The sequence below is a fragment of the Nostoc sp. DSM 114167 genome (genome assembly GCF_052692655.1).
On record NZ_CP195116.1, the window covers coordinates 4,975,944 to 4,989,460 of the forward strand.

A 13,517-nucleotide genomic window follows, 5' to 3' on the forward strand; every position below is an offset into this window, starting at 1 on the left:
TATTGCTGCAATTATTGGCATTTGGCGATATCTTCGTTAAAACTGCTGTCCCAAAGTTGTTTAACATCAACTTTTGTGGAAATTACACCCGCTTGAAAAAAGGTATCAGCAACCTTTTGCTGAGAAGCAATAGCCTCGTCAGAAACAGGAAGTAATTCTTGACGACGCTGTTGTTGTCCTTCCTTGGCATCCTGATAAACGATGCCTTCATCAACATCAATGGTATTTGCATAATTCTTCGACCATTGCTTGAGATTAGATTCCCGCCAAGTTTGGGATTTCTGCAAACGACAGAGAAAATCGGCGATTGCAACTTTCTTTTGGGGATCGGCGATCGTATTGGGTGAAGCAATAATTACGAAGTTACCGCTCAAAATATCTTTTGCAGATTCCAGCACCCGCGCCCCTTCTTTTTTGGCTTGGGGGATGGAGTAACCGTAGGTAGCCCAAGCATCAAGCTGTCCTTTACGAAAAGCAGCTAGTCCATCGGGTATCGATAAAGGAATTGTATTGATATCCTTCATCGTTAGCCCGACTTTTTCCAACATCTTAATCAGGAAGTAGTGGGCAGTTGTAGCTTTAACGTAACCCACTTTCTTACCTTTGAGGTCAGCGATCGTTTTGGCAGTCGAGTTTTTGGGTACGAGTACAACTTGACCAACCGTGGGCCCTTTGAGAGTGGCAATAATTTTTACAGATGCTTTCGATTCAATCGCAAAAATCGGCGGAATTTCACTAGCTGAAGCCAGGTCAATCGCACCAGCATTGATTGACTGTACCATCAAATTACCCCCAGTAAACTCAGTAAATTGAGTTGTGTAAGGGAAATTATCTAGTTTAGCTAACTTTAAATTTAAGTCCCAGCCACCTTTAAATTTAGCAACATGCAGTTGAGTTGTATTCGATAGTGCGACTTGGGATGCACTAGGATTAGTAGCGATCGTTGCCGGACTGGTAGACTTAACCTCTGAGCAAGCTGTTGTTGCTATTAACAAGCAACCCAAAGAGAAGAAAAAATTTTGCCGCAGCCAATTGGTAAACACGTTAATTTTTGGGTATAAAAAGACAATCAAGAAAAATAACCATCAACTACTCTAGTAAGCCTGGTTCTTCGCCTACAATTCGGTCGTAGAGCGGCTGAAAGCTAAACCAACCACCGGAATGGGTTCCTACTTGGTTATGAGTAAAAGTTGCTGTTTCGTGGTCAATGGGAAGTGGTTTACCAGCTGCTTCTGCAAGCAGTTGGGCTTGAGCCGATCGCTCAAAAGAAATGTACCAAAAAGCAGCTTCGTCTACTGTCTGTCCCACCGTCAAAAAGCCATGATTCCGCAGGATGACAGCTTTCTTATCTCCCAAAGATTCAGCAATTCTTTTACCTTCTGAAGTATCTAAAACTACTCCTTTATAGTCATCAAATAGAGCGTGGTCTTGATAGAAAGCACAAGCATCTTGAGTTAGGGGATCGAGCAGGCGACCAAGACTTGACCAAGATTTACCATGCAGAGAATGAGCATGAGCAGCTGCAACTATATCAGGTCGCGCCTCATGAACCTGGGAATGAATCGCAAAAGCGGCGCGATTGACAGGAGCATTACCTTTGACAACTTCGCCTTCTCTATCGACCAAAATCAAGTCAGAAACTCGGATGTGACCAAAGTACTTGCCAAGGGGATTTACCCAAAAATGGTCGGTAAACTCTGGATCTCTAGCGGTGATGTGGCCTGCGATTCCCTCACTAAAGCCAAAACGAGCAAATAGCCGAAATGCAGCCGCAAGGCGTTGTTTGCGATAGAGTCGTTCTTCTTCAACTCGTTCAAAGACTGGCGGTTGTGGTCTAGTGAAATTTGCCATGATTTTCTCTTTCTTGTTTTATAAGTACATTGGAATATCCAGAGCGTAAAGACCGCAGACTCTTTTGTTGGGGATGATAATAATGTCGCCAAATATTACCAGTATCATTACTTACGATATGGATCAAATACTGTATCTTTCCTACCTAGCGGCGGTAGTTTCTAACGGACACACTGCTGTCGCAATATCTACTCGTTGCGGAATAATTTTTTGCTCTAGTAACCAGTCAGCTGTTTTCTGAAGCTTGGCGATATCTTCAGTATTAGGAAATACGTAAGACTCTGGGCCTCGATTTTTAGTCACCTGCTTGGCTACCGCATCAGAGACTTTTAGCTCTTTAACTAAAAAATCTGATGCAGCATTAGTATGTTGATTTAACCACTCACCATCCTGACTCAAAGCAGTAAGAGCAGCTTTTACAGCTACAGGATTTTCTTTAGCTGCATCAGTACGAACAATCATAATGCCGTAGGTAGGAGCAGGGTGTGTAGTGGTAATTCTCCGTGCCTTATGCTCTAATTCTGCAATGGAAATATAAGGTTCCCAAACTGCCCACGCATCAACAGAACCTTGATATAGAGCAGGTGCAGCATCATTCGGTGATAGATAAACTCGCTGAACTTTATATGAAGGAATCTTTTCTTTTTCCAAAACTTTTAATAACAGATATTCGCCTGCACCACCTTGATTAACAGCAACTTTTTTACCTACTAAATCAGTCGGTTTTTGAATAGGAGAATCACCACGAACTAAGATGGCACTACTCAAAGAATCTGGACTAGGACGCTGTACAGAGCCAATACAAAGAGGTTGTCTGGCAGCGATTCCAGAAATCGAAGGAATATCACCACATCCACCAATATCTGCCCGATTCCCATTGAGAGAACTTAAAAGCGTAGCACAACGGTCAAATGGGCCACTCCATTCAACTTTGATATTTTGCGTGGCTAACTGACGCTCTAACTCACCTCGTTGACGCGCAATGGGAATAATCCCGCCTTTTTGGTAGCCCAAGCGAATCACATTGTTTTTCTCTGTAGTTTTGGTAGTGAGAGTTTTTGAGGAGGAATCTGAGTTTGCTACGACGTTGATAGCTTTTTGTTGACTGCAACCAGAAGCTATCAAACTCAGAAGAGACACTGCAACTACGAAGATTGTACTAGCAGAACATTTTTCTTTGTACTGAAAACGGTGTTCATTGAAATAATTCCCCACAATGGACTCCTTGATATCAATTATCAATTTTTAGGAGTTTAAGCAGCCATATCTATGATGATAGGGACTAAATTACACTAAATCGACTGACTTACCGTAGTATAAGATATAAATACCACCTTTTAATGGGCTGTTCAAATCCAATCAATATTTCTTTATCTTTGACTATAAGAATTTAGTGCAGGTTAAATTTCAACCCCCAATTCCCCTTAAAATCTAAGTCCAGCCTGTTTCAATAGTGGTAGAACGCACTTACCGAAGAAATCCAGATCGGGTTCAAAATCATAAAAGGCAAGCTGGAAACCATCGACACCAGCTTTATTTAGTTGCAAAAGTTGTTCGGTGATTTGTTTGGGTAAACCGATTAACTGCACATTACCGCCGATCGCACTACCAAAGCCATGACGCAGATTTCCCTTTTGATGCCCCCTCCAGGCATGTGCATCGCTGCTAATGCTAGAACGTGCAGCAATTGACTGATAATCGGCACGATCGATAATCGCCTGAGCATATTCTTCTGCCTCTTTTTCAGTTTCCCGCACGACAATAAGCGGATTTAGGAGAGTGCGGACAAGTCTACCATTAGCGATCGCCTCTTTACTTGCTCTCAAAGAAGTAGTATCAATTGCACTCATAGTTCCTCTCAACGGTTTCGGTTGCCAGCAAGATCCCCGACTTCCGATCAATTGCTACAAGTTATATCATGTCCGCCTAATTAGTTATAATTCGCACATTTGTGCAAAAACCAGGAAACCCTCTTTCCCCCTGCCCCCTGCTCCCCTGCCCCCCTGCGATCTTAATGATAAGTCTTTAACGGGACACGATATTAGAAGTCAGGGGTCTGAACAAAATTAGAAGAATCCGCGTTGCGGCAATGGTGTACCGTTGATCTCGTAGTCGCCGATCGCACGAGCCTTAAAATGATTTGGGTTGTGTGAGGATAAGGTACGGGCGTTGCGCCAATGACGATCAAAGTTTGAGCTTTTCTTTGTTGTAGAAGCCCCACCCACTTCAAACAACAAAGTAGCCGAACGTAGAGCCAAATCATCGACAATCAATTTGGCTTTGGCTGCACTCAGAGAAGCTGCCAGTGCCGCAGCCGTTTCTGCCTCTTCACCCTGAGCTTGGGCAGCAGGGAGGCGATCGAGAGCATCAGCTGCTGCCAAAACGATTGCTTCGGCAGCAAAGGCATTGGCGGCAATCTGTCCGACAGTCTGCTGCAAGATTGGGTCTTCTGAGGCTTGCTCGGATACAGCATGGTAGAAAGTCCTCTTTCGGGTACGGATGAGGGTTGTTGCATCGCGCAGAACGCTGCGAATAATGCCGGCGTTGATTGCTGTTAAAAATAATTGCGGGACGATATTGTAGGGTAGGTTGTCTTTGTCTGTATCTGTCTCAAAAATTACTTCATCTGCCTCTACACGTGCATTCGTGAAGGTAGTCGTTCCCGTACCTGTGAGTCTTTGTCCAAAGCCGTCCCAGTCGTCCACAAGGTCAATCCCCTCGCGGTTAGTAGGAATCAGTATAAACGCTTTAGTGCCATCAGGTACTAGTACACGCACAAAAATCAAGTCTGCATAAAGGCTGCCAGTGCTGTAATACTTCGTCCCATTTAGACGATAGCCGTTGCCATCGGGTGTTAATTTTGTATTCGCGACTTGACCACCACCAGATCGCTTGACTTCTAGTTCGGTGGAAGCGAGTCCAATAATCGCGCCATCAGCAACGGCTTTGAGCCAGCGACGATTCCTTGGGGTGCGTTCAGAACGCAAAATCCGCTCTGTGATAGAGAAATGATTCCGCACAATGTGAGCGACGTTCGGATCGGCATCCCCTAAGCGAATTACGACCTCGAATAGTTCGCGTGCGGTGCTACCGCCACCACCTTCAGCTACGGGGATTCGCAATGCGCCTAATCTGGAACGCCGGATCAATTCAACCACATTATAAGGAAGGATGCGATCGCGATCGCGCTCACTTGCTCCCAAAGCAATAAAATCAAAAAGCTGCTGGAGTTCCGGCGAGTTTGCTCTCACCGGAGCCGAAAACTGAATTGTCGTATCTGCAAGTTTCTCTGGACTCTTAATCATTAGTTTCTATCTCCGAATATCCTGTGGAAAATCTATGTTGGTGAGTGGTGAGGCAATTGCTATTTCTAGGTGACGCGACTTTAGCACTGCAAAATTGAAGAATGTTTCCAGCCTTGAGGCGATTACATCTGGTAACATATTCAAGCCACCGACTGCACTCGACAAAAACCATTCCTCTGTAAGGGTTTTAGATGTATTTAAATCTTATAAAATACTAAAAAACTACCTGTTTACCGTAGATTGATACTCCCAAATTTTCCTCAAGTTGTCAATATGTTTTATGCCAAATTTATGAACTTCTTCAAGGACAATTTTTATCCGACTCGAAGGAGCAATGCTGAACTGGTGGGAGAAAAATTTTGCAAATTGTGAGTTAGGCGATAAGCCTGACGGCATGGCTTCGCTTACCGCCGATTAAATGAGCGTGCAATAGACCTCTTGGCAAAAGTGCTTTTTGCACTCTTGGGGAAAAGGTTTTGGTTAAAGGGGAAAGGGACTTTTGTAGAACCTTTTCCCTTTCCCCTTTCCCCTTTTCCCGACTTATGTCTAATGTCGAGATGAAAGAAAGGCGGTACAAATGGCGAAAGTCAAAGTTAGGTGTCGTCTCCAGGATTTATTATCTGAATAATCTTAGTAAAAAATGCACTTTTGTGCATACGCTGTTAAGTTTATCTCCGATAAGCTATTGAGATAAAGAAGAATTCAGTTATTCTGAATTCAGGAGCAAAGCCGGAGACGTTTCCGTTGCCCAGGTCAGAATCAATTGAGTATGGTTTTAGACCACGCTTAATTGTATACCGTCTATAGAGTCAGGGATATTAAACCCTTTTTTCATTTACTAGTTACACAGAATAATCCACTGAAATTTTTAAAGTAGGAGTATAAAATTTATGGTTGAAATTGGTGTGAATAAGTTAGCAAAAAACCAAATACAATTAGAGTCTCAAAACTTCAAATCCCAAAAAATATTGGTTGTCGATGACCATCAAATGATTTTAACTGGGACCCTCGATGTACTGAAGCGACAATATCCAGACACAGAATTTCTTCAGGTGAAAACTGCACGAGATGCTTTAGAAAAAATAGCTCAAATACAAGTAAAACAGGAAGATAAAGAGCAGGAAAAAGCACCTTTGAATTTGATTGTGGTCGATTTATCGATTCCTGTGAGTGAGGGAATGACTGCGACTACTGATACTGGAATTGAACTGATCAAGCAGCTACTCAAACAATATCCAGAGCAGAATTTTTTGGTACAAAGCAGTTATGTTAAAGCTTTAGTGCGGATCAAACATGAAATCGACAATCATCAGGGGGGATTTGCGATCGCAGATAAAAATTTGCCCGAATCGGAAATGTTAATCCGCACGAATTTAGCACTCCAAGGTGGAACTCATACTAAAGATATTAAAACAGCGATTGAATTGAAACCGGACTGGTTGCAAGTTTTGCGTCTAGCATTTGACGAAGGATTAATGGATAAACCGATTGCCGACCGGATGTATAAATCGGAACGTGCTATTCGCAATTACTGGACGAAGATTCAGGATGTACTTGGTGTATACCCAGAAGACTGTAAAGAAGGTGGAAAAAGTTTGAGAATCCAAACAGAAATCCGGGCGCGTGAAGAAGGATTAATTGATTAGGAGATGAGAGTAAATGCGTAGAGGTTGGGATGAAATTATCACAGAATTAAAGATATGGCGCTATGCAGCACTGCCAGGAATTATTGTGTTGATACTGGTTATCCTTGCTCGTATGGTTGGTTCGCTACAAGTTCTAGAATGGATGTTATTCGATACATTTTTACGTCTGCGTCCACCCGAACCTGTTGATGAACATGTAGTAATTATTGGCATTGATGAAGACGATATTGCTAAAGCCGGAGGATATCCTATACCTGATGGTGAAATTGCATATTTACTAAACAAGTTGGAAACTTACAAACCTCGTGCGATCGGACTCGACCTTTTCAAGAATGTCCCTGTTGAACCAGGTCACAATCAACTTGTGAAAACTTTTCAGGTTCATCCTAATATATTTGGTATTGAAAAAAATCAGAAACCTCAAATTCCAGCACCCAATTTTATTCCTCAAGAAAGGACTGGAATAGTAGATATTCACAGCGATAATGATGGGAAAAATAGACGCTACATTTTATGGACACCCAATTCCAACAATCTTCAAGAAGACCGTTTTTCTTTAGGTTTTAAACTTGCTCAATTTTACCTAAATTCGCAGGGAATTAATGATGATAATGGCGCCAAAGACCGAGATACAATACGGTTTGGTAATATTGAATTACCCCGTGTAATACCAAACTTTGGTGGATATATTGATAAAAAAATTACAGGTGAATTACAAATATTAATCAACTTTCGGCAGAGAAATCAGCCATTTCGCATTTTTTCACTAAATGATATTAAAACAGGTCAGACATCAGAAGGTAAGATTGACCCTAGTTGGTTGCGTGACAAGATTATTATTGTTGGTAATTTATCTCCCAGTGTCGGAGATAATTTGTATACATTAGCAATTCCTGGTAGGAAAATAACTGGACAAATATATGGAGTTGAGTACCACGCACACGCAACCAGCCAAATTGTTAATGCTGTTTTAAACAATCGCCCGATGTTGAAGTCTTGGACAGAACCTTGGGAATATATATGGATAGTAATTTGGGGAATTACTCCGATCGCAATTGGACGCTTTACCCAATCTATTATGAAAAATCTGTTGGCTGTGACAGTTGTGGGTTTGGGCGTTGCTGGTAGCGGTTACATCAGTTTGCTATTGTGGGGAGTTTGGATTCCTGTGGTTCCTAGTTTGCTAACTTTGGCAATGAATGGCGTGGGATTAAGTGCATTCGCATTTTTTCAGCATGATAAACTGTTGCGTGAAAAAAATGACCAACAAAAGCGCACAATTGAATATACATTTAATCTTATTCATAATGGACCATTGCAAACCCTCGCCAACGGATTACAACAATTAAGGAAGCAGAATCTACCCAATGAGCAATTAATTTATCAGTTTGAAAAGCTTAATTCTGAGATTCGTGAAATTGGTGAATATTTAAGAGTAGAAGCACTGACTAATTATGAAAGTTTAAGATTAGGAAGTGGATTAAAAATAGATTTAAATCGTCAGATACACGATTTATTTTACGAAGTATATTCCAGCACACTTGAACGCTACGATCTAGAATATTTAAAAACTCTTAAAATAAAAACGCGCACATTTGAGCCAATTAATGATAAATATTTAAATATGGAACTTAAGAGGGAAATATGCTTATTTTTAGAAGAAAGTTTATGTAATGTGGGTAAACATGCACGAGGAGTAAAGTCTATAGAAGCATCTGGGATTTGCGTAGACGGTGAATACTCACTCTGTATCAAAGATGATGGTTCTGGGTTAACTGCACACAGCGAAAACAAGGGTACAAAACAGGCTCAAAACCTTGCTAGAAAATTAAATGGCAGCTTTAAACGCGAGACTGTAAAACCACGAGGTACACTGTGTGAATTGATTTGGAAATTAACTATAAACGTCCAGCAAATAAACACTCAAAAACCTGATTTGAATAAGAAAGAATTCAGAATACAGAATTAAATTCTGAGTTCTGCTTTAAATTTTTCATGTCTACTAGCTTGATAATTAACAACAAATAAAAAACTAAGAAATACCTATGAAACTTCGTAATTTTTCGTTGTTTCAATCGTTGTCTGCAAAAGCTAATCAACGGCGACTGGTAAGTATTTTTACTTTGAGCTTGTTTCTGTGGGTTACGCCAGAAGCGATCGCTAAATTTAAACCTCGCACTCGTAACCCTCCTAGCCCATACTCTCGTGGTGGTGGTTCGCGAGGATGTCCTGATGATGGAGGAATTCCTCTGACTTTACTAGCACCGCAGACTTATGTGGGTGAAACTGTATCCAAGCGTCCTACATTTGCGTGGTTTATGTCAACAGCAGGTACCGTTGATTTCATGTTGTTTGAGGTGAAACCAAAGCAACTACCGCAGATAGTAATGAAAGCAGAGGGATTAAATTCATTACCAGGAGTGAATAAATTTGTAGTTCCTTCTACGCAACCGGAACTTACGGTAGGAAAAAAATATTTCTGGCGAATTTCGATGCTTTGTCCCAATGGTTTAGCTTTTGAAAGCGCAGATTTTCAAGTTATAGACATACCTTTGGCATTCAAAGGAAGTATTAAATCTGCTAGTAATTCAACTCAAAAAGTTACCTATCTGGCAGAGCAAGGACTTTGGTATGATGCATTTGCAGAAGCGTTGAAATATTCCAGTCAAGGTAAATTAGGTAAATTAGGTTCTAATTTAATCCAGGAACTAATTGAGAATGAAAGGGTAGAAGATAAACCTAATGATAGGGAAGCAATTAATAGGTTTATCAAGAATTTACAACTGATTTATCAGCAATAAAATTGATGGCAATTGCGTTATTTGTAGAGATATTGCATTGCAAATTCTCTACATGGGGAATGGCGATCGCTAATCAATTAAACCCAATTACCAATCAAAATAAACGGCGACCAAAATGCTGGACTTGCAAACACCGATTGCTCTCCAGTTAACTCGATCATCTTAATTTGTGCTTGACGTAAAGCTTCAACTTTCGTCATACCTGGCTTTTTCAAATTACGATAAAATTCCTCAACTAAAAGCGCTGTTGATTTATCCTGAACTGACCATAATGAAGCTACTGCACTTTTAACACCAACTTGTAATGCAACTCCCGCTAAACCCAATGTAGCGCGATCGTCTCCTAGTGCTGTTTGACAGGCTGTGAGTACTAACAATTCTAATGCATTTGCTTGACTGCGAAGGTTACTTAAAGCAGCTTCGAGTTCGCTAATTGTGAGTTTACTGTTATTTCCCGTGACTATAAATGTATCTTCAGGAATTGTGCCAAATTGTGCGTGACTGACTATATGAACGACAGGGAAAATATTTTTACTACCTAGTTCTGTTTTAAGAGTTTCTGGAGTAAATTTTGTATCAAGAAAAAATCTACTTTTAGGAAAAACTTGTTTTACTGCTTCAATTTCCTTTTCAGCATAGTCTAATGCTTGAAACTCTTGTTTATCTATAATTGCTGCTTTCGTTAAACCCAAAATTAGAGCTTGTTCTAGGGGGCGCTCGCTCGATTTGGGTGCAGTCAAGCGGATACTGGGAGTAGTTCCAACTGCGTATTGTTGGATTAAATATTCTTGTGCTTGAGCGTCGTAAAGTGCAGCCATTGGAATGCTACGTAGAAAACCATCTTGAACAAACACTAATGTTTTGATATTTGCTGCTTTTAAATTTTTTCCAAAAGGATGAATTATCAAATCGTAGAGTTGACTTGCTAAAGTGCGATCGTAGCCATCAGGACGAGCTTGACCTAAGATTAGCGACTTTTGAAATGCTTTAATCTGGTTTTGTAATTCTTCTTTTGGGAGGATTTTATTATTTGCTTGCACCCAACGAGTCAGCATTTTTCCCGCTTGATTTCCCCCTGGTGGTAAAGTAAGCAGCAGTGCTATCTTATCATCAAAAATAATTGAACTCAAAACTGCGGTGTTCTTATCTACTATCTCATCTACTCTCTGAGGATTGAGTACATTAATAATACAATCACTACCGAAGTAATTTTGTAATTCTGCCAATTTCAGAGAATCAATTGTTTCTAAAGCATCCGATACACCAGATTTTGATATATCTGACTTTACTGATGCTTGCAATATTTGCTGAAGTTGAAATTCTGCTAGTTCGCGGTACAAAGGTTGAACAACATCACGAAAGTCAAATTGAACATCACGTGTAGTTGTCATAATATCACTGCGAATTGCTTCTAAAGTTTTAAATGCTCTTTGGTATGCTTCTAGTGACTCTTTTTCCTGATTCTGCTTTTTCAATATTCTTCCTGCTTGCGATTCCCACAAATACAAGCCATCTTTTGCTGCTAATTTTTGGTCTGCTGCTATCAGTGCTTGTTTGGTATACTTGAGTGCTTGTGCTTCATCACCTCGACATTCCCAGAAATGTCCTAATGCACCATAAGTATATGATTCAATACGAGAATTTTGAATTTTTTTACTGATAGTAATTGCTTTATTTAAAATATCAATAGATTCTGTATTTGATAGTTTACCTAATCCACCTGTTTTCGAGCATTGGGCGATCGCAGAAGTAATTGTGAAATCACTTGGTAATAGAGCTAAATCAATTGCTGCGTAGACTTTTGTCGAAGAATCGGGGACTTGTTCAATTAAACTTACAGCTTCTCGGATTTTACTATCAATTGTCGCGTTAGAGATAATATTTAAACCGTGGCTTCTATAACCAACTTGAATTGTGTTAAGTAAAGCTTGAAGTTGCCCAAGAGAATTGTTTTGTTTGCGTGCTAATTCTAAACTAATATTAAAATAATTAATTGATTTATTAAAATTTACTAGAGCATTTTGTTGAAATTCTCCTGCTTTGTAACCATTAGTTTGTTCTGCGGACTTTGATCGTATGTACCAAAGTTGTCCTAAATTGATATGGACATTTCCCAAACTATTATTGATGAGAATTTCATATCCCGAATCTTCGACTTTTGCTGCGTATTCCAAATATTGAATCGCTAAATCATAACTACCTACTAAACGCAGTGCTTCACCTAAAATACCTAATGCTGCAACTTCTGTATGTCTATCTTTATTTTTCAGAGCAATTTGTAATGCACTATTGGCTTCGCAGGGTTGTTTTTTATCTGACTTAATATCAAATTTATTACTGCACAATAAAGAAATTGCTTTTCTTACTTGTCCTTGGTTGTTGTATGTCTGCGCTACTTCCGTCAGCATTCGTCCTACCTGACGCAAATCCTTAGCTGCACTGTAGTGGGTTATTGCTTCATTAAAGAATGCGATCGCCTCTTTTATATCACCCAATTGCCGATAAGCCCTAGCAAGATTTTCGCTGACAATCGCTGCATTCTGGACATTGTGAGCTTTTTTATAAGTATCTAAAGCTTTCTGCCAAGTCTCTATAGCACCCCCAATATCTCCTGCTTCATAACTTTTAACACCTTGTTCCACCTGTTGGCTAATATCAGTATTTTGTGATGTTGCAATATTTGCCATCAAAGGTAGGTGAGTCAACCAACTAAAAAATATGAGGCTACATAAGAAGAGAAATCCGAGAAATCGACGCTTGTTCAATTGGCGATCGCGATTTGACACAGCCTAACTCCTGCAATATCCTACCTCAGATTCCCGACTTCTTTGAGAAGTCAGGAATCTTGTTGTTTACAAGCTCATTCATTCAGTATTAATTCTTGTTTAACAGAATACCAAATTTTTGGGTGTTGCTGAATTTATATATGATTCAGGATTTTTCAGAATATCCAAACCTTTGCAGAAACATGAAATTTTGCGTTTCCATACTCAGATTCATACTTCAAATCAACAACGCTATAGATCCGGCTCAAGAATTACCAGTGTTAGGGAAATAATGAGGCTATCTGTAACAACAATATAATTGCTGCATGAGCCGCATAGGCTGGACTGAAAAGAACTAGCAGAAAATACACAAGTCCTAATACTACTACAAATGTTGTCGCTATCAATAGTAATGGCGGAATAATTATTCCTATTATGGTTAAGATAGCCAAAATTAGATCGATAATTGGCATTCCGAAAAGCCATATCAAAAACTGGTAAAGCATTCACTTACTCCTAAATAGCAACATCTCAATCATTAGATTCTTCTTTCATAGCATTTCTCCAAATAGTTGATACTTATTATTTTCCTCAGTTCCCCTAAAAAAGGAGGACTAAGGGATATGATATGTTTCAAATTTCAAGAGAAATTGTTTCAGTTAAGGTAAAGTTACTAATACTTCTGAAACTTCCATTCATTGCTTTGTCTGTCCAATTCGCAAGTTGCTGAATTTGAACCAAACGTCTTGCACAATTCTGATTGTCTATTGTAGAAGAAGAACCACCACACAAGGAGTACTGCAAGGATGGCTAGAGGTACGTATGTTTTATTCATAGAAAATTGCCTCATTACTTGATGAACAGGGGTTGTTGTATCTAAACCGTTCACTGATTAAGGGATAACGTCCGCGTTATGCAAATGACTGTTTTCTAATTCTTGAGCGCGATCGCATTTAGTACTATAGGACTAGTATTTGATTTTTGAAATTACTCGTAGAGGCAGGGAACAGGCAATAGGCAATAGGCAATAGGCAATAGGCAATAGGCAATAGGCAATAGTGAAGAAGAGGATTATAAGGGTACGGATTTTTTTCAGAAATCAAACCGGATTCCTATACAATGATTTAATTGCGAATTCATGGTGAATAT

The 13,517-nt window shown here is 39.8% G+C and carries 11 protein-coding genes; 3 read left to right on the plus strand and 8 right to left on the minus strand.

Translation table 11 applies throughout. The features are described from left to right. Positions 1–11: 11 nt before the first annotated feature. From NSTC731_RS21205 to NSTC731_RS21230, 6 genes are all read right to left on the minus strand, one after another. Positions 12–1,043, minus strand: a complete 1,032-nt coding sequence (locus NSTC731_RS21205; protein WP_445626669.1) for an ABC transporter substrate-binding protein — start codon at positions 1,041–1,043, stop codon at positions 12–14. 46 nt (positions 1,044–1,089) lie between these two features. Continuing rightward, a complete protein-coding gene (locus NSTC731_RS21210) occupies positions 1,090–1,851 on the minus strand; it encodes a class II aldolase/adducin family protein (protein WP_445626670.1) in 762 nt (253 codons plus the stop codon). Between the two features lie 141 nt (positions 1,852–1,992). Beyond that, positions 1,993–3,066, minus strand: a complete 1,074-nt coding sequence (locus tag NSTC731_RS21215) for an aliphatic sulfonate ABC transporter substrate-binding protein (protein ID WP_445626671.1) — start codon at positions 3,064–3,066, stop codon at positions 1,993–1,995. A gap of 209 nt (positions 3,067–3,275) precedes the next feature. Next, positions 3,276–3,701 carry a hypothetical protein gene (locus NSTC731_RS21220; protein WP_445626672.1) on the minus strand — a complete coding sequence of 142 codons (426 nt, stop codon included), beginning with the start codon at positions 3,699–3,701 and terminating at the stop codon, positions 3,276–3,278. A 216-nt stretch (positions 3,702–3,917) separates the two neighbouring features. Further along, the gene (locus NSTC731_RS21225) at positions 3,918–5,156 is read right to left on the minus strand and encodes an acyl-CoA dehydrogenase (RefSeq protein WP_445626673.1); all 1,239 of its coding nucleotides are present in this window, start codon (positions 5,154–5,156) and stop codon (positions 3,918–3,920) included. Between the two features lie 6 nt (positions 5,157–5,162). Then, entirely contained in the window at positions 5,163–5,321 is a 159-nt protein-coding gene (locus NSTC731_RS21230) for a hypothetical protein (protein WP_445626674.1), read from the minus strand. A 725-nt stretch (positions 5,322–6,046) separates the two neighbouring features. Between NSTC731_RS21230 and NSTC731_RS21235 the strand changes: the two genes are divergently transcribed. The 3 genes from NSTC731_RS21235 (at position 6,047) to NSTC731_RS21245 (ending at position 9,603) form a co-directional block, all read left to right on the plus strand. Then, positions 6,047–6,802, plus strand: coding sequence for a DNA-binding response regulator (locus tag NSTC731_RS21235; RefSeq protein ID WP_445626675.1), 756 nt, complete (start codon positions 6,047–6,049; stop codon positions 6,800–6,802). A 13-nt stretch (positions 6,803–6,815) separates the two neighbouring features. Next, entirely contained in the window at positions 6,816–8,771 is a 1,956-nt protein-coding gene (locus NSTC731_RS21240) for a CHASE2 domain-containing protein (protein WP_445626676.1), read from the plus strand. Positions 8,772–8,847: 76 nt separating this feature from the next. Further along, positions 8,848–9,603 (plus strand): DUF928 domain-containing protein, encoded by a 756-nt coding sequence (locus tag NSTC731_RS21245; protein WP_445626677.1) that lies wholly within the window; start codon positions 8,848–8,850, stop codon positions 9,601–9,603. Positions 9,604–9,680: 77 nt separating this feature from the next. Here NSTC731_RS21245 and NSTC731_RS21250 read toward each other — a convergent pair whose 3' ends face one another. Together NSTC731_RS21250 and NSTC731_RS21255 are read right to left on the minus strand one after the other, a co-directional pair. Then, complete coding sequence (locus NSTC731_RS21250) at positions 9,681–12,389, minus strand: CHAT domain-containing protein (protein ID WP_445626678.1); 2,709 nt, start codon at positions 12,387–12,389, stop codon at positions 9,681–9,683. A gap of 260 nt (positions 12,390–12,649) precedes the next feature. Continuing rightward, complete coding sequence (locus NSTC731_RS21255; protein ID WP_445626679.1) at positions 12,650–12,874, minus strand: hypothetical protein; 225 nt, start codon at positions 12,872–12,874, stop codon at positions 12,650–12,652. Positions 12,875–13,517 lie beyond the last annotated feature (643 nt).